Raw genomic sequence first — 22,255 nt, forward strand, 5'->3', positions numbered from 1 at the left:
ACAATCTTGTCATTTCGACGAAGGAGAAATCTTCGCGAGTAACTCCGCAACGTAATTCGCCAATCTTTGTCGAGCTTCTTGTGGAGATTTCTCCTTCGTCGAAATGACAAACTAGACTTGGTATAAACTTTACGTGGGCTTCGACTTCGCTCAGCCTGACAAACAACATAAATCTTTGCACCTTTGCTCCTTTGCCTCTTTGAACCTCAAAAAAACTATTGAAATTCGAAATTATCCAACATTAATCCCTTCAAATCATCACCTTCAAGTGTTATTTTATACGTTCCTGCATTAATATAACCCCCAGAAGTCGTATTCAAAATTTTCCATTTTTCAGGCGAAGGGAAAAACTCAATCGTATCATTTCGCATTAAAATTCCGTAGGCATCTTCCATTTTGAATTTGACTTTTAATGGTGTTTCATTTCTATTCATAAAACGAAAACGCATTAAATAAATTCCGGCAACTCCTGGCTTAACTTCAAACTCGATGCTATTGTTTGTCTTTTTAATGAATTCAATATAATCGGCTTTTTTGAAATTTCCTTTTTCGATTCCTGTTCCCGTTGTTTTTGTCTTTTCAGCTTCAATGATTACAACTGGTCTCGAATCATCTTTTTCGCCCATATCGTAAGTTGGAACTACTGCAATTGTGTTTATAGTTTCTGAATTATCAAAAAGAACTTTCTCGTCTTTCTTTACTTTTTTAGTGAAAACATCAAATGAAATCCCATTGCTGTTTCTCGCATTTTCTTCTAATTTTTTATACTCCGAAAAACTTGCTGACGTTTTGAATTTAGCATCAGCAAAAACATAAATATCTGAATCTTCTTTAGCTGTAAACGAACCTTTATTTTTAGAATTAACTGAAAACTGTAAATAATCTGCTCCAAAAATCTCAGAAGGCAATTCGGTAAAAATAACATCAGAATCTGAATATTGTTTTGAATTAATATCTAGCCATGAAGCTACTTTGTTAGTTTTATCATAAGTATCTAAAACCAAATTCTGGATATTTTTTGAAGATTCTGACGCAGGTCTTGCATGAATGTCTTTTGTTGCAATCGCAATCGCAGAAATGATCGCCTGCGAAGCTTTTACATTTGGAAACGAAATCACAATTTTTCCGTTTGTGCTTTTTACTTTGAATGTTTTCTTCAAAGCGTTATCATGTCCAGCTTCTGCCCAAATATCGAAATCTTTTAAAACTACATTTTCATTGATAGCAACATCAAACAAACGCCAGCCTTTGCAGTCTAAGCCTCCGCCAGTTCCGTACCAAGGTTCTGTAAAATATAATTCAACTAAATATTCTCCGTCTGATGCTGGAAATTCGTAACGCAGTTTATCAACTCCGTATCTAAAACTTTGAAACAACTCAGGATCTTTTGTTCCGTTTATTGGGTCGAAAGTTGTTCTTTGACTGGCAAAAAAGTCGGGCAATTTTTCAAAATTATCTGTCCACGATAACGAACCCCAACTGTTTTGTCCGTTTTTATGTGTATCGGTAAACCAAGTATTTCCAGCAGAATCTGTCAATTCAAAACCTCCACAATTTACTCTGTAAATATAATTATAACCGCTTTTGGCTTTTGTAATATCTGCTTTATTGGTGGTTAAAGCATCAAAACTTGGTGCTTTTGGAAAGTTATTTAAAACGATATAATCTTTAGCAACCGCTTTTTTGTTTACATACCCAACAGCATATAAAACATTGTACTGAATATTGATATTATTAAACTGAAAATGCTGTCCAATTCCTGGATTTTTTAGTTTTCCAAGTGAAGCTTTATTGACATCATTAAATAATTCTACTTCGTCACAATTCGAATAAATATCGATTCCGTTTTTGATTCCTGGTTTTTCCCAACGGCTTGGCCAAGTATGCGAAACGATATACACCATTGGATTGGTTTTGTTTGAAACATAATTGGCTCGATACATATAAAACGCATCCAGAGGTTCGCCCCAAATCGTAAAAAGTCCTTTGTAGTTTACTGGTCCAACTTTGTCAATATCTCTAAATCCTTCTCCGTTTTGTACTCGTCCCGGATTTTCATGCGAAGCAAAAAGCCAGTTGAATTGTCCCGCAATTTTATCTTTTACCGATTCGGCTTCTCTAACTTTAATTTCCATTAATTGAGAAAAACGGTTTTCGCTTAAAGCTCCTTTTTGGTCAAACTCACCTTCTGTATGTAAATCGGCAGAACGCCATGCGCCGTATTCTCCGTTTAATAACTGAGTAGTCATTTCCAGATGGTATTTTAACGGATCTCCGCCATACGTTCCCGACCAGTTTTGAACGACATTCCAATCTGTTCCTTCTCCTCCATTACAAGTTGTTACGATTCTTTGCGATGCTGATAACGGATCCATTTCGCGGATAATCTGAGTGCATTCTTCTGCAAATTCTTTCGGAATCGTGCTTTCATTCTGCAATCCCCACATTACTACAGATGGACTATTTCTGCGTTCTTTAATCCATTCTCGTAATAAGGTTTTGAAGTTTTCTTTAAATTCTGGCGTATCGTACCAAATATGTGCTGAAAACTGACTCCAAAACAGGATTCCGTTTTCGTCTAATTCTTTTTGATATAATAAATTATGAGGCTGATGCGCTTCTCTAAAAGCGTTAAATCCGCCTGCTTTGATTTGTTCGATTCTGGAATGAATCATTTCATCTGAAAACGAATGACTTTTTCCAATCAAATGTTCGTATTCGCAAACGCCGTTTATAAAAACAGGTTCATCATTTATGAAAAAACGATTGTCTTTCCCGTCACGACTAACCGGCCAGCTTACCCAACGGATTCCGTACGAAGTTGTTAACTGATCGATTATTTTTCCATTTTCATAAACCGAAGTCACCAATTTATACAAATACGGATTGGATGGCGACCATAATTTCGGATTCTGAATCTCTGGAAGTGTCATTGCTATTTCCTTTATTTCTCCCGAATTGATTTTGTTATCGCTTTTATTGATAGCAACTTTCTTTCCTGAAGCATCCAAAAGGATATTTTCGACAGTTAAGTTTCGTTGTGAAGTGCTGTAATTCTTGATTTCTGTAGTGGTATGAAGAATCGCTTTTTGTTTAGAAACCGATTTATCGTTCCAGATATGAACACCAAACGGCTGAACTCTAACATTGTTTGTAACTACCAAAGAAACTGGCCTGAAAATCCCCATTGGCTGAGAACCTTCAGAAAATCCCCATTCTCCTGAACAACCTCCGCAAACCCAAGGAAGATCTGCAATAAAAGAGGGATGCGCTGCTTTTACTAAAATGATATTTTCTTTGTTGAAAGAAACTGCTTTTGTAATGTCTAAGGTGAAAGTAGTTCTTCCGCCTTTGTGTTCGCCCACTTTTTTACCATTTATCCAAACGGTTGCATAAGAACTTACACCTTCAAAATAGAGAAAATGCTGTTTTGAACTGTCTTTCTTATCGAGTTTTAGTGTTTTTTTGTACCAGGCGGTACCATGTAAATTCCCATGTTTTGTTCTTCTGAAACCATAATACTGATCCCAATTGTGAGGCACACTAACCTTTTGCCAATTGGAATCAGTTTTTGGATTTTCTACAAAATCTTCTTCTTTCAGCGGAAGATTATCCAGTATTATGGTTTCCCAAGACGAATTCAGTGAAATTTCTTTACGAAACTTCCCCGAATCTTTGCTCTGACTCCAAACAAAGCAAAGACTTGAAAAAAAACAAAAAATAAAAAAAACTATTCTATTCATATTTTCTAAACCATATAAGTGATTATAAGGTTGTTTAAGTTTTTATTTTACTCACCTTTTTGTCATTTCGACGTAAGGAGAAATCTTCACAAGTAACTCCGCATAGAAATGTCGCCAATCTTTTTAGAGTTTCTTGCGAAGATCCCTCGTTCCTCGGGATGACAAGATTGTGTTTTTACTTTGCAAGCAAACCTGACGGTTTTTTAAAACCCGTCAGGTTTAACTTTGCCTATAATTTTAATAAAACAACCAGTCAATAGCTGCTTTTTCTCCTGCGTCGATATATCCAACATCGCGTGGTGTTATGGTTTGATCTGCGTCGATGAAACCTAAAATCAATACTTTCCCTTTTCCTAAATCTAATTTATTCTCGCCCGGCTGAAACGTATAGGTATGAATGTTTACACGAGGCAAATCTTTTAAATTTATTGCACTTGCCAGAATCACTTCGGCTTGACCGTGTGCATTTCCTGCTGCATCTGTCTCTAAACTTGGTGGCAATAAAAATCGCTTCTGATCTGAATTGAAATAACCCACCGCTAATTTAACGGCTTTTGTATTTCTAAACTTCAAATGTGTTCCTTTTTCGTTTTGATCGTTTTCTACGAATGAGAATCCTCTTAGGTTTTGAAGTTCAGGAGCAATTTTAGTTAATTCAGAAATGTCTGTTCCGTAAACTTTTGTTCCAGTTTTTACTAAATAAGTTCCTGGTTTTTCGTCGATAAAAGTTACTTCGGCTGGTTTCCAAGGTTTTCCTTCTTTGGTTTCTATTTTACCGTCTTTTGAAGATTTTAGCTTCTCTAGATTTCTTTTGAAATTAGCCAATTCACGCTCATAATGCGGTAACAATTCAGCCCAAGTTTTGTTGTTCCCGTCGTCTCCTCCAATCGGAATTCTACGTTGAGCAGTCTGCATACTGTTGGCATAATAGTACGTATCTTTTGTTAATTTTACCAATAACTCATAATACTCAATACTTTTTTCCAAATGAGGCAAAGCTTTGTCTAAGTCGGTAATATCATTTGAATAACTGTATCTTAAAACCAATAAAGCTGCTTTTACTTTTTCTGAGAAAAAATCAGCGAAAGCCTTATAAGCATGCATATCATTTTTAAGACGTTCAAATTCTTCTTTATCTTTCGTTACGCTTGCTTCTGCTTTATCTATTGCTTCAACAGCTAATCTTCCGTGTTCTGTAATTTCAGCAATAATCTGAGTTGGAAGTTCGCCCGAATGCGGTTCTTTGTTCCACTCTTTTTTAGCATATTCTAAAAGCAATTCGCCCGCTGGTCCGCATGATTCGTGGAATCCTGGATAAACTCTCCATTTTGACGGATTGACCAACTGACTTTCAAACATTCCCAACAATAAAGTCTGACGGTTACCTTCTGTAATTCCGAAACGTCTTAATGTTTTTGGAGCAATTTCTCCTGTTTCTTCGTAAGCTTTTAAAATGTTATTTGCAGCTTCCTGACTCGTTCCGAATTTTGCAGCTAAATCATTATCCCAAAATTTAACTTCTTCATTTCTATCTCTTTTGCTGTCCCAAGCATATCTTGCCCAAGCTTTGTACCAAATCCAGTCACGATCCATTTCTAATAAACGTTCTCCTGATTTCGTTTTATCTGCCGAATATGGCCAATCCCAATACGAAGCTTGCGGATATAAATGCAGTGCATTTGCTCCGTGAACGCTATGCATTGCTTTTACCGTTTTCTGAATAAAGTCTGGTGAACCGTATCTGAAAGGTTCTAAATTAGCCAAAATATGAACGTTCTCAATGTGAATTGATTTTAAAGCGCTTAATTGTTTGTGCGTTTCTCCCCAAGGACCTCCCGGCGTATAAGTCGTTAAAGATTCTCCTGTATATTTACTTTCTGTATATAAGTTTTTGTATAACGGAAGTGATTTTTCCATTACTAAAGGCCCATCTGTATCATGAGAACGAAGAATAATTGGTGGTTCTTCTGTTTTTCCTAATGCTTGTAAACCGTCACGAACACCCGGAATAATAGTTTTGGTAAACCATTCTACATCATCATCAACGGTATTGATTGCTTCTCCCAAACAAACCATTAATCCAACATTTGGATATTTTTCGATAAAAGCTGCAATAGATTTTCTAGTATAATCAGACAATAATGGCGTGATTGGTCTTGAACGATCTTGTGTTTTAATGTTGTAATGCTCTGCAAAAGGCTTAGAAACAATAATGTTATAAAACATCTGAATTACCCAGATTCCACGTTTGTTGGCTTCAACTGTTAAGAATTTATAGATTTCTTCGTTCTTTTTGAAATCTTCATCACTCACTTCAACTGCAAACGGATATTCTTTTAGTTTCACCAAAGAAGCAAATGGATGTCCGTTCCATAAATACAAAGAGTTCATGCGGTTTTCTACTAGCATATCTAAGTATTTCACCCATAAAGCTTTATCATAAAACCAAGGGAAAGTTTCTGGCGTATATGGATATTCGTAAACATCTCGACCTGGGAGATAAACCGGTTTCTGCATTCCGATGCAAGCTCCTCTCAAAACCATTTCTGGACTATCATCAATATTGATTTCTGAAGGAAGCTGACCTGAAGTTTTAATTCTATCTGTTAATTCTAAAGCACCATACAAAGCTCCGCTTGCATCTGTTCCTTCAATATAAATTACATTATTTTGAGTTCGAATCTGAAAACCTTCTTTTTTCGATAATTTGCTGTCATCGATTTTAGCACTTTTAACATTTTTCTTCCAAAAATCGGTTCCTTTTTCTCCAATTACAATTATTTTATCTTTTGATTTTTTGAATTTATCAGAAGAAGTTACACTAAATCCTTTTGCTGAAAGGGTTTCAGATAATTTCTCTGCTCCAAATTTTGCTCTTGGCGAGCTCGGATCACTCACAACTGTGATGTTCTGCGCTGTCGCGAAAGAGACGTAAAGACATAAAAAAAGTAATTGTAAATATTTCATAGTATGCTGTTTTTGGGTATTCATTCTAAAAATAATCTGCTAAATCTGCCTGATCTGCGTGAAAAATATCTCTCGCAGATTTAGCAAATTCGGCAGATTTATAGTGAAAAATTGTGTTGTTTAACGATTACATATTGATCACTGTTTATTGTTTAATTCTGGAAAATCTTCTTCAAATAAGCTACGTTTGCTCCGTAATTGGCTTTTACATTATGTACTTGCGTTACGTCGCGAGAACGTTCTACAATCAACCATCCACTCCATTTCATTTCATCCAAAGTTTGTTTGATTTTTGGCATGTCGATCGCTTTGTCATTTTCTAACCAAAACTGATCAGTATTCGAAGCGTGAATCTGCGCTACATATTTCTTTCCCAATATTTTTAGTTCTGATGAAATATCTCTTTTATTATCTAAAGCATTCGCAAAATTGAAAGAGCTTTTAATATATTTTGAACCTACTTCATCTAAAAGTTTTTTCTCTTCTGTCGCGTCCAAAGAAGTTTCAATCGCAATTATTCCACCTATTTTACCGACTTTTTTTCCTGCCCATTGTAATCTTTTAATCACTTCTGGACGTAATTCTGGATTTTTAACCAAATCAGTTTGTGTTCCTAACGGAAGATAAGCCACTTTTACTTTCATGTCTTTCATAGCCTGAATACAATCCGTAATCATTGGTGTGATTTCTCTTGTAGCAAAAGACTGTGCATAAAATCCAGACATCGCAATTGAGCTAATTCCAACGCCAGTTTCTTTTGATTTATCTAAGAATTTTTGTCTTTCGACAGGGTCTCCCAGTTTACTATCAAAAGTTGGTCTATTTCCTAAACCTCCCATATCTAGTTCGATTCCATCCGCTTTTATTTCAGCTGCCAAACCAAAAGCACCTAATTTTTGTCTTTTTAAAATCATCCAGTCACAAACAGCCACTTTATATTTTTGCTTTTTATTGGAAGACTGCGCTGTTGCACAGCTATTGAATTTCGTTGACATAACAACTAGCATTGCAATTAATAAATTTCTTTTAGATTTCATGGTTATATTTTTTTTTGCCACGAATTGCACGAATTTTCACGAATTAGTATTAAAAAAATTCGTGAAAATTCGTGGAATTAGTGGCGAACTTTTTCTTTACTCTTCTTCCGCTTTTACCGCTGTAACTACTTTTCCTTCTTCACCCGGCCAGATTCCGTTTTTAATTGGAAGCGCCACTAATTTACTTGGATCAACTTTTACATATTTCAGTTTTTCTCTTCTCCAAGTATATACAATATGCACCATTCCGTCTGAACTTTGAATAATTGAAGGATAAGAATATTGGCTAATTTTTGAATCTTCTAAAACTAAAGCAGCATTCCAATGAATTCCGTCTTTAGAAACAGAAACGTTCAAAGGTGTTCTTGGCCCTTTCGCTTCTTTTCCTGGAGGAAGAACATGATTATAAACTAATAAATGTCTGCCGTCTTTAAGTGTAACCGCATCAGTTCCTGAGTTGTTATTTGGAAGTCCGATTAACTCAACATCCGACCAAGTTTTTCCGTTATCTTTTGAGAATGTGCTGAAAATAGCTCTGTTTCTAGTTCTTCCGATGGCCTGAATACTTCCGTCTTTATGGAATAAAATACTTGGTTGAATCGCATTGATTTTTTGTTTTCCTCTTGGAAGCGTATCGCCCATTACCCAAGTCTTTCCGAAATCTGGAGTAGATTCCATACGAAGTCTCCAGCCGTCGCCTTCAATGCTTGACGGACATAATAAAGTTCCGTTGCTTAATAAAACTGGTTTATTTTTGATTGGGCCTAAGAAACCGTCTGGCATTTTCTGAGCCTCGGACCAAGTTTTTCCGCCATCAGATGAAGTTCTGATAACACCCCACCATTCCGATGGTTTTGGACCTATTTTGTAGAATAACATTAAATCGCCTCCCGGAATTTGATATAAAACTGGGTTCCAAGTTGGTAATCTCGGCCCTTCTTTCATCACACCATCGGCAACTTTTACACCTTCTCCCCATTTATCACTTCCTTTTGGTTTAATGGCCACATAAATGCAAACATCTGGATGTCTCTCGTGAGTTCCACCAAACCATGAGGCAACTAAATCACCATTTGTAGCTTCGACAATTGTAACGGCGTGGCAAGACGGATAAGGTGCTTTATCATAAATAAATTCATCTACTAAAATTCCTTCTTTCCAAGTCTTTTTCTCTAAAGCCGATTTACAACTTCCTAAAAGGAAAAGTCCAAACAAGACAAATGCTAATTTTGTTACCTTCATTCTTAATTAAATTATGAATTATTTTTTTTGACTATAAATACATACCTAACATTTTTTTAGGTAAAAATATTTAATAAGTGTAAAAATAACACCAAAAAATTAACAATGTATCCTGTACTGTCCCGAATTATTAAAAAAGCAGATTATTTAACGCTAATAGCAAAACTTCCTGACGAAAGTGCGACCTTTATTTGATTTTTTTCTACAGAATAAGTATAAGAAGTCTTATTCAGCTTCTGTTTATTGATTGAAATAGCTGAAACATCAGTCGTAGGAAGATACACAATTGCAGATGTATTAGCTGGAATCGTAATATTCCAAACCAAAGCTTTTTTATCTTTTTTCCAGTCACTTTTTATTGTCCCGTAAATCGATTCGTATGATGCATTTACATATGTCAATCCAGCATTAAAATCTGGTTTCATAATAATTTGTTTGAAACCCGGAGTTTCAGGATTACTCTTTATTCCCGCCATATTTTCGTAATACCAAATCAATAAATCGCCTAAAAGCATGACGTGATTTTGCGAATTCATTGCCGGATCGGCAGTATTTCCGTTCCAAAGCTCCCAAATGGTTGTGGCGCCATTTTCAACCATATATCCCCAGCTTGGATAGGTTTTGTTTGAGGCCAGTTTGAAAGCCAAATCGCCACGTCCAAAATTTGTTAATGTTCGCATTAAAAACTGTGTTCCAATAACCCCAGTGCTTACATGACCGTTTTTAGTCACTTCCACTTCGTGTACCAGATTTTCGAAAACTTTTTGCTCTAATTCCTTCGGAACCATTCCGAAAGTTAAAGGCAGTAAATTGGCTGTTATCGTATTATTGGCGTAATTATTTTTGGCTGCATTAAAATATTTAGCGTTGAATGCTTTTTTAATTCTTGAAGCTAATTCATCATAATGTTTAATATCATTTTGAGCATTTGCAATCACAGCAAACTTTTTCATGATATTTAAAAGCTGATAATAAAACGCACTAGAAATCAATTCGCCATCGGTTAAACGTGAAGGATCTTTCGAACGAATTAATTCTAACGATTCTGGCGGAACGCACCAATCGCCATATTTGTCTTTGGTCATAATATCATCAACCAAATAGTTTTCTTCCATATAATCCATCCATTTTTTCATCGATGGATATTGTTTTTCTATCACTTTTGTATCACCAAATTGCTGATACAGCATATCTGCAACCGTGATATAAGTTCCCGGCCAAGTTACATTATCGCCGTAATAACGCCAGAAAGCAGGCGCTACATCTGGAATTCCCCCATCAATAGTTTGTGAATTTTTTATATCATCTAACCATTTCGCATACAACGTCTGATTATCAAATAAGAAACTTTCTCCGTAAGCTCCCGTTGTTCTGTCTCCCAACCAAGGCTGACGTTCGTTTCTCTGCGGACAATCAATTGGCATTCCTTTATAATTTCCACTAATTCCCCACCAAGCATTCTTAAAAATCTGATTCATAATTGGGTTTGACGAATCAAAAGTTCCTGTTGTTGCAATGTCATCATAAACGACTTTTCCAACGAAATTGTCTAATGTCGGTTTGGTTTTGAAACCCGAAATTTCCACAAATCGAAATCCGTGAAAAATAAAACGCGGTTCCCAAACTTCTTCGCCTTCACCTTTTAAAGTATAAATATCAGTTGTTTTGGCATCACGAAGATTCGCAATGTACAACGAACCATCTGGCTGTAAAGATTCAGCAAATTTCATGGTGATTTTATCGCCCGCATTTCCTTTTACTTTCAATTGCAACCAGCCCACCATATTTTGCCCCATATCTAATATATAAGTTCCTTTTGATGTCTGTTTGATCGAAATAGGTTTTACTTCGCGTTTTATCTTCATATTCGCCGACATCTGTCCTTCGTAGAATCCGCCTGGTTCCTGAACATATTCTGCCGAAATCCATTTTTTATCATTGAAATTAATGGTATTCCAGCCTTTCATTTCTTTACGTGCATCATATTCTTCGCCGTCGTATTCGTTGTTGGATAAGATTGGTCCATCGGTTGTAATTTTCCAAGTATCATCAGTGCGAATAACTTCTTTGCTTCCGTCCGTATATTCTACAAACAACTGCAAAGCCATTTTCGGATAACCAAAAGTCTTGATTTTATAAGGTTTGTAATCTTGACGCATCGTAAAAAAACGTCCGTTTCCTAAAATCGTTCCCAACGCATTTTTACCTTCCTGCAATTGCGAAGTCACATCAAAAACATTGTATTTCACGTTCTTGGTATAATCCGTAGGAACGGGAGCTAAAACCTGATCACCAATTTTATTTCCGTTAATGTATAGCTCATACAAGCCCATTCCCATGATATAAACCTTGGCACTTTTGATTTTCTTTTTTAAGTCGATTTCTTTTCTTAAATATCTCGCTGATAATCTAGAATACTGCGAAATACTATCTCCGGGAGAAGTTTTTTCATACCCAATCCATCGTGTCGATTTCCAGTCGGCATAAGTCAAAATTCCGATGCTGAAATGTGCTGTTTCTTTTGATTGAATTTCTCCTTTATTGCTAAAAATCGTTACTTTCCAATAAATATCTTGTCTATCTTTTAGCTTTTTTCCGTTATAAATTACATTTACAGATTCGTCGCTTTGTACTTTTCCGCTATCCCATAAATCTGCGTTTCCTGCATTTAATTTTTCTAAAGATGACGATGCTAAAACTTGATAATGAGTTTGTTTTACATCATTAATATCTGCTTTAATTTTCCAGCTTAATCTTGGCTGTAAAACGTCAATTCCTTCTGGATTCGTCAGCATTTCGCATTTTAAATCACTCACAATGATTTTGGTTTGGGCTTTCGCCGAAATTGTGAAAAGTGAAATGATTAAGGTAAGATGTAAAAAAAACTTTTTCATTATTTTATTTTTAAGCTTTTGGCTTTATTTTTTTCTCGCAGATTTTGCAGATTTAGCAGATTATTTTACTCTATTTTTAAAATCTCCCAAATCTGCTAAATCTGCGGGAGTAAATTATGCTCATTTTTGTCATTTCGACGTAAGGAGAAATCTTCGTAAGTAACTCCGTAACAATAATCCAATCTTTGTCGAGCTTCTTGCGAAGATTTCTCCTTACGTCGAAATGACAAAAATTAGAACAATTCTACGAATAATTAGGGATTAATAAATCGTCTTAGTTTATCCAATGTACTTAAGCTTTCAAAAGCAATTTTATATTGTTCTAACAATTTACTTGCTTTCCAGCGCATTTTCCACTCTGGGTCTTTCAGCTTTTGTCTCAGCTTTGAAACTATAGTCAAATTACTTTTTAAAACTTCTTCATCAATCCAATCTTGAAGAAATTCTAAAGCCTTTAAACGAGTTTCTAAATCTTTGTGATCTAAACCTTTTAACAATGTCTGTCTAACTTGTCCCGCATTATACGAAGTTATATCTTCAACTAAAATCTCATATAAAACTGGTGTTAGTTCTTTAATTTTATTTTGATTTAGTGCAATATGAAAAACTCTGTCAAATTCATCAGAAAGAAAATCCGCCCATTTATCAATATCTTCGTCTTCACTCAAAGAATAATAAACAAAACTGACTTTATCAGACTGCGTAAAAAGTTGATTTTCACAAAAACGTTTTACTCCATTTATATCTTTAACAGCTAATTTTTGAACGTCTTTAATCGCTTCTTCTGAATCCTCATATTCAAGATCATAATATTCATCTAAAGTTATGATCTGGTCAAAATCACGTATAGGCTGGTAAACTATTTTATTTTCGCTCATAGTGCTTGGTGTAAACTTTAGAGTATATTTTTTTAGAAGTTCTTTAATTTCATTTTCAGATACATCGTAATCATCTATTTTTATTTCGATCGTTTTCTGTTTATAAACAAAAGTGAGATAAAACTCCTTGTATGACAAATTGTACTTTGCCGTGTGTTCTGTTTTGACGATAACTCTTGGAAATACAATATCTTTCCATTCATAAAAAATCTCATTAAGTTCTAATCCTTCTTGTAAGAATATTATTTTTTTATGAAAATTAAAGAGAGTCATTACCGCTTTTTTCCCATAAACGATGATAAACAAAACAGCAACAATTGGTAATATTAAATTGCTAAATTTAAATGTAAATTTTTCAACATTTATAAGTGATAAAAAGTAAATCCCTAAAACCACAAATACCATATTCCATATAATATGAAATACACCACCTTTGATTGAATAATTTAATACTGTTTTCTCCAAATTTTATTCTAAACTAAATCAACTTTATCTGCTAAACCCGACAGGTTTTAAAACCGGTCGGGTTTAAAATTATTCAGAAACTAACTTCTCTAATTTCTCAGAAACTGCAATTTCTTTTCCGTTTTTAAAGATTCTAAAACCTTTTCCTTTTTTATATTTTTCTCCTGTTTTATCCCAAAGAATGGTAATAATATTGCCGTGATACAGGACATTGTCTAAACAAAACCAATCCCATTTTTCTGGCGGAATCAACGGGTTTACTTCAATCTTTTCATCAGCTCTTGGACGTAAACCAACCAAACCCGTAATCACTAAATCATTGAAAGTGGAGTGATTATAATAACGGCTTCTTTCTCTGTCGCCCATTAACCAATAGCCCGTTGTTTCATCCAAATACTCGCCAAGATAAGGTTTTCCTCTATAATATTGTGACTGAACATACAATTCCATTTGCTTGAAATAATTAGGTTTGGCTACAAAATTCTGATTGTAATTATTTAAAACATTAGCTAAAGCCGTTAACGTCTGCGAACTTGCAAATGGCCAAATCGCACCATCCCATTCACAGGTTCCGGTTCCATGAGTTCTAAAACGTGGACTTCTTCTTTCAGCCGTTGTCAAACCAAACGGAGCCGAAAATCCTTTTTCATCCTTAATCTGTTCCCAGGCTTTTTCAAATCCTTTGTTTTGCTCTGGAAGATTAAAATACCACGGAATAAATCCGATTGCTTCTCGAACTTGTGCTAAAGTATCTTTTTCTGTTAAAGTTTCAAAAAATTCGCTTTTCTGATTCCATAATTTGGTTTCGACTAATTGTTGTAAAACGTCAGCTTTCGCTTTGAATTTGGTTTCTGTTTCCTTATCGCCTTTCAACTCAGCCATTTTAGAAATTGCTATAGCATTCCCGTACATATAACTGTTAATCGTTGGTCTCGCATTTTGCACTTTTCTTCCTCCGCTTAAAGATTCTTCCATTCCATCTTTCACATCATGCTGCCAAAACAAACCATCTTTTCTCTGACGGTCTTTTTCCCAAACGACATAATCTGTAACCATGTCTGGGTACAAATCCAATAAGAATTTTTCATCTTTATTCACCAAATAACGATTGTATAAAGCATCGGCTGTCCAACTGCTAAATTTATACAATTTGTTCATTGGTTTTCCATCATTTCCTCGGTACCAGATTTTCACATCCTGCTCAATGTATTTCTGATCGTGAACCCATCTGAATTCGTTGATATGATGCCCCAAAGCACAACTAATCATATTGTATTTATCGGCATACGAACGATCTACCAAAAACTCTGTAATTGCAAATCCCTGTGGTGTATTTTTAATATGTTTACGAACACTCCACCATCTGAAATAATAAATCTCCTCAAAATTCTGCTGTGGACATTCAAACAACGGAATATTCTTTTCCATCCAAGCCCAAGCGCTGTCATTCGGAATCGCAAATTTTAAGTTTTCATCTTCCATTGTGTTGAAATAATCCACATAATGTTTGAAGTTTTTTTCTTTTAAAATAACCGATTTTCCTTTTTGTGAATGTTCCGCAGTCGATTTGCAACTGCTGTTTATACAAGCGATTACTATTGAAAGTGCTATTATTTTATGTTTGAAATGTTGTAACATATTCTGTTTTTATTTTATTCTTTACTCAATCTTGTCATTTCGACGAAGGAGACCCGAGCGATAGCGAACGGATGAAATAAATCTTCGCAAGTAACTCCGCAAAGCAAGTCACCAATCTTTGTCGAGCTTCTATCGAAGATTTCTCCTTCGTCGAAATGACAAATATGACGTGCTATTATATTTTCTTATATAACTTATATGGTTCAAAAAATTAATTCCCCGAAAAAGTATAAGTCTGCCCTGCTTTCATATTCACATCGTAAGTATTATAATTTGGCAATTGTACTTTAGGCAGTTTAGCTTCATTAGAAATAATAGGTTTCTTGACTTCTACATCATAAAACAATGGATTCGGATTCTTTCCTTTTGCTTTTTTAAGCGAAGAACCTTTCAGCGTATTCTCAACTTTTAATCGGCAGTTTCCTCCAATTTTCGAATAGATTTTTAACTCCGAAACTTTATTGTTTTTCCATGTCATATCGATTATAAATCCACCTCTTGCCACTAACCCTTTTATGCTTCCATCTTTCCAAACGCTTGGCAAAGCTGGCAGCAAATGAATCGCATCTTCCTGACTCTGCATTAGCATTTCGGCAAAACCGGCTGTGCATCCAAAATTTCCATCGATTTGAAAAGGCTGATGCGCATCTAACATATTCGGATACGTTCCTCCACCTTTTCTTTGATCTGCTGTTACCAAATGCAATTGATCCTGAATCAATTTATAAGCATGATTTCCATCTAATAATCTCGCCCATAAATTCACTTTCCAGCCCATCGACCAGCCTGTAGATTCGTCTGTTCTGTAAATTAAAGATTGTTTAGCGGCTTCAAATAATTCAGGTGTTTTAATTGCCGAAATCTGATTACTCGGATACAATCCGTACAAATGGGAAACGTGTCTATGATTGTCTTTTGGATTGTCCCAATCGTCTTGCCATTCCTGTAATTGATTGTGTTTACCTACTTTCATTGGAGGCATTTTTGCCAAAGCATCACTTATTTTTTTCACATAAGATGCATCTGGAGAAACTAAAGCCGAAGCTTCGATAACATGTGTAAACAAATCAAAAATCAGCTGGTTGTCCATTGTCGTTCCCGATGCAATTGTAGCTTTTCCGGTTCCGCCTGCGTGTGTGTTTTCAGGCGAACTTGACGGAACAACAACTAAATATTTTGTGTTTGGATCTATCACCATAAAATCCAAAAAGAAATCAGCAGCGCCTTTCATGATTGGGTAAATTTCTGCTAAATATTTTTTATCTCCTGTATATAAATATCTTTCCCATAAATCCTGACAAACCCAAGCACCACCTGTAGGCCACATTCCCGAAGCAGCTGAATCTACCGGAGCAGTAACACGCCAAATATCGGTGTTATGATGCAAAACCCATCCGCTGGCATTGTACATTGTTTTGGCAGTTTCTGCACCAGTTACAGCCAACTCTTTTGCCATTTGTACAAAAGGTTCGTGCATTTCCTGCAAATTGGTTACTTGTGCTGGCCAGTAATTCATTTCGGCATTAATGTTTGTTGTGTATTTACTATCCCAAGGTGGTGTGACCATATCGTTCCAGATTCCTTGTAGATTTGCCGGCTGTCCACCTGGCTGTGAACTTGAAATTAAAAGATAACGTCCGAATTGGAAATACAATGAGGCCAACTGCGGATCAAACTGTTTAGAGAAATCTCTGATTCTTTCGTTTGTTGGTTTCTTCACTAAATCATTAGAACCTAAGTTTAAAGAAACTCTATTGAAAAATTTTTGGTAATAATCAATATGAGCTTTCTTTATGGTTTCAAAATCTTTTGTTTCGGCTTTTGCTAAATAGTCTTTACTTTTCGCAATTTCATCACCAGAGATATCCTGATAGTTTTTGAAATTGGTCGCAATCGAAATGTATAAAGTCACTTCATCGGCTTTATTGATGCTTAGAACACCATTGCTGGCATCTATTTCGCCACCTTTATTCTTAGCTGTTAATCGGCCTTGAAATTTTACTTTTCCTTTTACACCTTCAAAGTTAGTTCCAACTCCCGAAAGGATAATCTGGTTTCCTTCTGTCGAAGCAACCGTTTTATCTATCGGACTGTTCATGAAAACGTTACAAGTTATTTGTCCATGCTGACTCGCAGTAAGTTTTACTACAATAACCTGATCTGAAAATGCGGTTAAAATTTCTCTTGTAAATTCAACACCATTTACTTTGTATTTTACTTTCGCTGTAGCGTTGCTGATGTCTAAATCACGATAATAATCTGTATATTTTTGATGTCCGTTGAATGAAATATAAACGCTTCCGAAAGTCTGATACGGCATTCCGTCATTGGTTTGCGACATAATATCCTGTGTCGCTAAATCCTGTGCTTCATCAAATTTTCCATCAAAAATTAACTGGCGAACAATTGGAAGTGCTTTAATAGATTTATTATGTGCATTACTGTTTGGAGAACCTGCCCAAATCGTTTCTTCGTTCAATTGCAAACGTTCTACAGCTGGATCGCCAAAGACCATGGCGCCCAAACGTCCGTTACCTAAAGGTAGAGCTTCGTTCCAGATTGATGCGGGTTTATCGTACCATAATTTTAGGTCACTTTGTGCTGTTGCTGTCAAGGAAAAAATTCCGATACAGATTGCCGTTATTTTAAATTTTAACTTCATAGTATATTTTTTTTCAGCCACGAATTGCACTAATTTCTTTTTTAATTTTTATTTCTTTTTTTTTCTGCCACAGATTAAAAGGATTTCCACTGATTAAAAATCTGCTAAATCTGCGTGAAAAAATTTTACTCCCGCAGATTTTGCAGATTAAGGAGATAAAAAAATCCTTTTAATCTTTTTAATCTGTGGCAAAAAAATAATTCGTGCCAATTCGTGAAATTAGTGGCAAACTCTATTACTTCTTAACCTCGTAAACTTTCAGATTTTTTTCTCCGAACATTTCATATAATTTGTTGATGTCTTTTAAAGCATTCTTCGGTAGTTTTTCTCCTTTATCTCCAAAAACCAACAACTTCTCTTTCGGCTCAATTACACAAGTCGATTCGTCGATTTCGCCTTTGTCGTTCTTCACTTTATTCAAATCTAGATTTAAATATTTCGCCATAAACGGATACAAAGCCATACGTTTCGAGATTCCGAAATCATGCCCTTCTTTTGCAAAATGAGCATTTTCGACTAAATCTTTCTTTCCGTACAATTCATACGTTCTTTGGATAAAAGGAAATTCCAATTCCGGAACTGCCAATGTCCAGTCTTTTCCATCAGAGACAATCAATTGCGGTTTTGGCGCCATCATCGCTGAGATTTCGGCATTGTTTGTTCCATTTCCACACAAGTGAATTCCGCGTCCGCTTTCGCATGGACAACCGCCTGAGAAATGAGACGAAACCATTACAACTGGAGCTGAAACTTTAACTCTATCATCAATTGCTGCTAAAAACATCGTGTGAGATCCTCCTCCAGAACCACCTGTAACGCCAACTCTTGTCATATCAGCATTCTTAACCGTTGCTAAATAATCCAAAAAACGAATTCCAGTTAAAATCTGAACCGTCGATGCAATGCTGTTTCTGTGTGTTTCTTCTGGAAATTGTAGTAACGATTCTCCCCAAGCAAATAAATCGTAACCTACCACAATTGCACCCATTTTTGCCATCATGGCACATCTGTACTGCTCGTCTTTTCTATATCTTCCATCACCAAAATGTCCGTCAGGAGTTAAAATAACTGCTGCTTTTTTATTTAACGGATATGGTTTGTAAATCGATCCTGTCGCATAAACACCAGGCAAAATTTCCAATGCAATATTTTCGACACTGTAATCTTTGTAAATTCTTTTTGGAGTTAAAAGTGGTTTAGACTTCGGTGTAGGGGGCGCCTTATCCAAACCAAATGATTCAATCATACAAGCTTTTAACTCCATTTTGCGTTTCTCCCATTGTTCTTTCGTCGAATAAAGGCTTTCTAAGTAAAACAAGCGTTCTTTTCCTTTATCTACCGAAACTTTATGATTTTCATACTTGCGTATGATGTAGGTTCCATCGGGTTGTTTAAAATACATCAATTCAAACGGCGCTAGAATATTCGTCAGCGAAAGTGGTAGATTTCCAGGTTCAATTCTCCAATCGGCATAATCCAGTTCTTTTCCTTTTAATAAACCTCTGTCGTCGTTGATTGTGACGTTAAAAAGAGTTTCTATTTTCTTTAAAGTTTCTGAAACTGGCTTTCTAAAATTAGTGTCAGAAGTGCTTTGCGCATTGGCAAATGTCAAAGCAAAAATGGAAACTAAGAAGATGTATTTTATTCTTTTCATTATTACATTTTTTTTGATTTGCCTCCTGCTTTAGCTGGAGGAAAACAAATTGATTTTTTCTACTTTTTCGAGTTTATTTACAATTCATAACTCATAACTCATAACTCATAATTCATAATTACAATTGACATTCTATTGTATAAATTCCAGATCCTAATTCCAAAACAGGCTTTTGAGCTTTTTCATCAAAACCTACCCTAACCTTTTTATTGTCAATTTTTATTTCCGAATTTTTAGCAACCGGCAATTTTATTGTCGCAGTTGTATTCACCGGAATCTGAACTGTCAAAATAAATTTGCCGTCTTTCTTTTCCCAAGAAGAAGCGATTTTTCCGTAAACTGATTGATAGTCCGCTTTCACGAAAGTCATATCGCCAACTACTTCTGGCTGAATAAAGAAATGTTTGAATCCTGGTTTTTCAGGATCAGACATGATTCCAGCTAAACTTTGATAAAACCATTCTTCAATTTGTCCTAACATAAAATGATTCCACGAATTTCCCTTTCTCGGATCCCATTGTTCCGTTAAAGTAGTCAAGCCAAATTTAATCTGAAAACCATAACCCGGCGCATCGTAATGATTGTGCATTCTGTACATGGTTTCGTTTTCGCCATTTCTTGCCAAAGTCTGAAATAAGTAACGATTTCCAACATCTCCTGTTGTCAAGCGATCTCCTTTTTCTTTGATATCTGCTAATAAATTCTGCATTACAGCTTCTTTATACTGAGGCTCCACAATATCCATAAAAATCGGAACAGCATTGCTAAACTGACTGTTTGTTCCGTACTGTTTGGTTTCTTCGTTAAAAAATGCCGCATTGAAAGCCGTTTTAATCTCAGAAGCCAATGTATTGTATTTCTCAAAATCTTCGGTTTTACCTAGTAATTTTGATGCTTTTGCTACTAAATAAGCTCCATAATAATAGTGCGAAGTCGCAGAAAGCGCAATCGGACTATTTTTAGAATATCCAGCAGGATGTGTTCCGTAATCATACCAATCACCTAATCCGTGTGAAACGATATGATTTGTTGCTTTTGTTCCTAAATAATCCACATAGTTTTTCATTACAGGAAAATATTTCTCTAATAATGAAGCATCTCCGTAATATTCGTAATACATCCAAGGCAGAATTACGCCTGTTACGCCCCATTCTGGAGAATCGGTAAAATCACCTCCAAAAATTACATATTCTGGAACTATTGTCGGAATTAAACCATTTTCTCTTTGCGAATCAGAAATATTCTGCATCGTTGCAGGAAGGAAAGTCTGAAGATTATAATTGAACATTAAACCCGGACCATTCAGCTGAATTTCTTCCAACCAGCCTAATTTTTCACGTTGCGGACAATCGGTAAAAACGCTTTGGAAATTACTTTTAATCGAATTATTGATCAATTCGTGTGTTTTATTGAAAATCTCATTCGAACAAGCAAAATTTCCTGCTTCTCCAGCCGAATTGTAAATGAAATTCGATTTTAAATCGACCAAAGTTGGAAACTCTTTATTCTTATCTTCTTTATAATTAATATTTTCAATCTGAACATATTGATAACCGTAGAAACTAAATTTTGGCGTCCATTCTTCCACTCCATCGCCCTTTAAAGTATAATCGTAATAGTATGGTTTTCCTGATCTTCCCTGAGCAATTGTGCCTTCTTCATTTAAACCTTCGGCAACCCAAACACGAATCGATTGCCCTCTTTTTCCTTTTACTTTGATGGTTGGAAATCCCGAAAGATTCTGTCCCATATCAAAAACATAGAAATTTGGTTTCAGCTCTTTTACGGTTTGCACTTCGTATTGTTTCTGAATGGTAACCGGCGGTGCTGTCTGTGGTCTTAAAACTCCTTTTGGTGCTTCCTGAATGACTACTTTTTTCCAATCTCTATCTTTGAAACCTTTACGATTCCAGCCTTTTTGTTCTAAATTGGCATTGTAATCTTCTCCACCAAAAATACTGTTATAGGTAATCGGACTTTTGCTGTATTTCCAAGTTCTATCTGATTTTATAATTTCTTCTGAACCATCATTATACTTGATTTTCATTTTAAAGAATAAAGTCGGCGGACCAAAACTCACGAAGAATTTAGTATATCTTTCGGCAAGCGTATTGTACATTCCGTTTCCTAACAAAACACCAATTACGTTATCGCCTTTTTGAAATTCTTTTGCATTTAATTCATAAACATTGTAATTGACTGTTTTGTCATAATCGGTCCACAAAGGCGCAAATTGACTGTTACCCACTTTTTTCCCGTTGATAGTCAATTCGTAATGTCCTAGACCCGAAATGTAAACTACAGCTTCTTTGACTGCTTTTTCTATTTCGAAAGGTTTACGTAAAATGATACTTCTTCTTGCCAAAGAATCGGAAGCATTGATAAAGGACATCTTTTTTTCTCTGTTGAAAGTGGCAGTGTGGTAGTTTCTTCCTTCTGGCAAATGACTATCAGCCTTTGTGATTGCACCAATCCAAATTGGATTTAAATCTGATTCTAACGAAGCGGTTCTGAAAATAGCTGTTTTACTCCATTTAGAAACTTTACCTGACTGATTCCAAACTTTTACTTTCCAGAAATATTTGGTTTCGCTTTTTAATGGTTTTCCATTATAAACGATATGCAAGTTTTTGTCGGTATTTACTCTTCCGCTGTTCCAAATATCTCCGTCGTCATTATTTAATTTTTCTTCTGATGAAGCTACTAAAATCAAATAAGCGACTTGCGATGCATCAGATTCTTTTGAAACCAATTGCCAGCTTAATTTTGGCTGATTCTCGACAACTGCTAATGGATTTTCAGCCATTTCTGTTGTTAAACGTACAGGCAGAATTTGTCCATTTGAAATGAAAAAGAAAAAAAGAAAAATAAAGGATAATATGGATTTTGAAATATTCACTTTGTAAATTTTTAATTCAACCATTAAGATATTAAGTCAATTAAGCCCACTAGACGGAAACTTTCTTTTAAGTTCATTAAGCATTCAGTTACGTTGATTTTTCGTTCTCAAAACTTTATGCCCTCAAGATAAGTCTAATTAAACATCCTGCTTAATTTTCTTAATCTCTTAATGGT

The 22,255-nt window shown here is 35.4% G+C and carries 10 protein-coding genes; all 10 read right to left on the reverse strand.

What is annotated here, in order from left to right; translation table 11 throughout:
* Nucleotides 1-215: 215 nt before the first annotated feature.
* A complete protein-coding gene (locus tag JC605_RS17095) occupies nt 216-3,743 on the reverse strand; it encodes a malectin domain-containing carbohydrate-binding protein (protein WP_198857361.1) in 3,528 nt (1,175 codons plus the stop codon).
* A 237-nt stretch (nt 3,744-3,980) separates the two neighbouring features.
* Nucleotides 3,981-6,710, reverse strand: a complete 2,730-nt coding sequence (locus tag JC605_RS17100) for a glycoside hydrolase family 20 zincin-like fold domain-containing protein (RefSeq protein ID WP_198857362.1) — start codon at nt 6,708-6,710, stop codon at nt 3,981-3,983.
* A gap of 152 nt (nt 6,711-6,862) precedes the next feature.
* Complete coding sequence (locus JC605_RS17105; protein WP_198857363.1) at nt 6,863-7,747, reverse strand: sugar phosphate isomerase/epimerase; 885 nt, start codon at nt 7,745-7,747, stop codon at nt 6,863-6,865.
* Between the two features lie 96 nt (nt 7,748-7,843).
* Nucleotides 7,844-8,989 carry an exo-alpha-sialidase gene (locus JC605_RS17110; RefSeq protein WP_198857364.1) on the reverse strand — a complete coding sequence of 382 codons (1,146 nt, stop codon included), beginning with the start codon at nt 8,987-8,989 and terminating at the stop codon, nt 7,844-7,846.
* A 143-nt stretch (nt 8,990-9,132) separates the two neighbouring features.
* Nucleotides 9,133-11,883 carry a glycoside hydrolase family 78 protein gene (locus JC605_RS17115; RefSeq protein WP_198857365.1) on the reverse strand — a complete coding sequence of 917 codons (2,751 nt, stop codon included), beginning with the start codon at nt 11,881-11,883 and terminating at the stop codon, nt 9,133-9,135.
* Nucleotides 11,884-12,137: 254 nt separating this feature from the next.
* Nucleotides 12,138-13,226: a hypothetical protein gene (locus tag JC605_RS17120; protein ID WP_198857366.1), complete on the reverse strand. Its 1,089-nt coding sequence runs from the start codon at nt 13,224-13,226 to the stop codon at nt 12,138-12,140.
* Nucleotides 13,227-13,295: 69 nt separating this feature from the next.
* Nucleotides 13,296-14,864 (reverse strand): glycosyl hydrolase family 65 protein, encoded by a 1,569-nt coding sequence (locus tag JC605_RS17125; protein ID WP_198857367.1) that lies wholly within the window; start codon nt 14,862-14,864, stop codon nt 13,296-13,298.
* Between the two features lie 211 nt (nt 14,865-15,075).
* Nucleotides 15,076-17,526 (reverse strand): glycoside hydrolase N-terminal domain-containing protein, encoded by a 2,451-nt coding sequence (locus JC605_RS17130; protein ID WP_198857368.1) that lies wholly within the window; start codon nt 17,524-17,526, stop codon nt 15,076-15,078.
* Nucleotides 17,527-17,761: 235 nt separating this feature from the next.
* On the reverse strand, nt 17,762-19,180 hold the full coding sequence (locus JC605_RS17135) for an acetylxylan esterase (protein ID WP_198857369.1): 1,419 nt from the start codon (nt 19,178-19,180) through the stop codon (nt 17,762-17,764).
* A gap of 118 nt (nt 19,181-19,298) precedes the next feature.
* Nucleotides 19,299-22,079, reverse strand: coding sequence for a glycoside hydrolase family 78 protein (locus tag JC605_RS17140; protein WP_198857370.1), 2,781 nt, complete (start codon nt 22,077-22,079; stop codon nt 19,299-19,301).
* Nucleotides 22,080-22,255: the final 176 nt, after the last annotated feature.

The organism is Flavobacterium sp. IB48 (assembly GCF_016405855.1).
Lineage (GTDB): Bacteria > Bacteroidota > Bacteroidia > Flavobacteriales > Flavobacteriaceae > Flavobacterium > Flavobacterium ginsengisoli.

Coding starts and splice junctions, on each gene's coding strand:
- JC605_RS17115 (WP_198857365.1), bottom strand. CDS start 11,883: ATGAAAAAGTTTTTTTTACATCTTACCTTAATCATTTCACTTTTCACA.
- JC605_RS17095 (WP_198857361.1), bottom strand. CDS start 3,743: ATGAATAGAATAGTTTTTTTTATTTTTTGTTTTTTTTCAAGTCTTTGC.
- JC605_RS17135 (WP_198857369.1), bottom strand. CDS start 19,180: ATGAAAAGAATAAAATACATCTTCTTAGTTTCCATTTTTGCTTTGACA.
- JC605_RS17105 (WP_198857363.1), bottom strand. CDS start 7,747: ATGAAATCTAAAAGAAATTTATTAATTGCAATGCTAGTTGTTATGTCA.
- JC605_RS17100 (WP_198857362.1), bottom strand. CDS start 6,710: ATGAAATATTTACAATTACTTTTTTTATGTCTTTACGTCTCTTTCGCG.
- JC605_RS17110 (WP_198857364.1), bottom strand. CDS start 8,989: ATGAAGGTAACAAAATTAGCATTTGTCTTGTTTGGACTTTTCCTTTTA.
- JC605_RS17125 (WP_198857367.1), bottom strand. CDS start 14,864: ATGTTACAACATTTCAAACATAAAATAATAGCACTTTCAATAGTAATC.
- JC605_RS17130 (WP_198857368.1), bottom strand. CDS start 17,526: ATGAAGTTAAAATTTAAAATAACGGCAATCTGTATCGGAATTTTTTCC.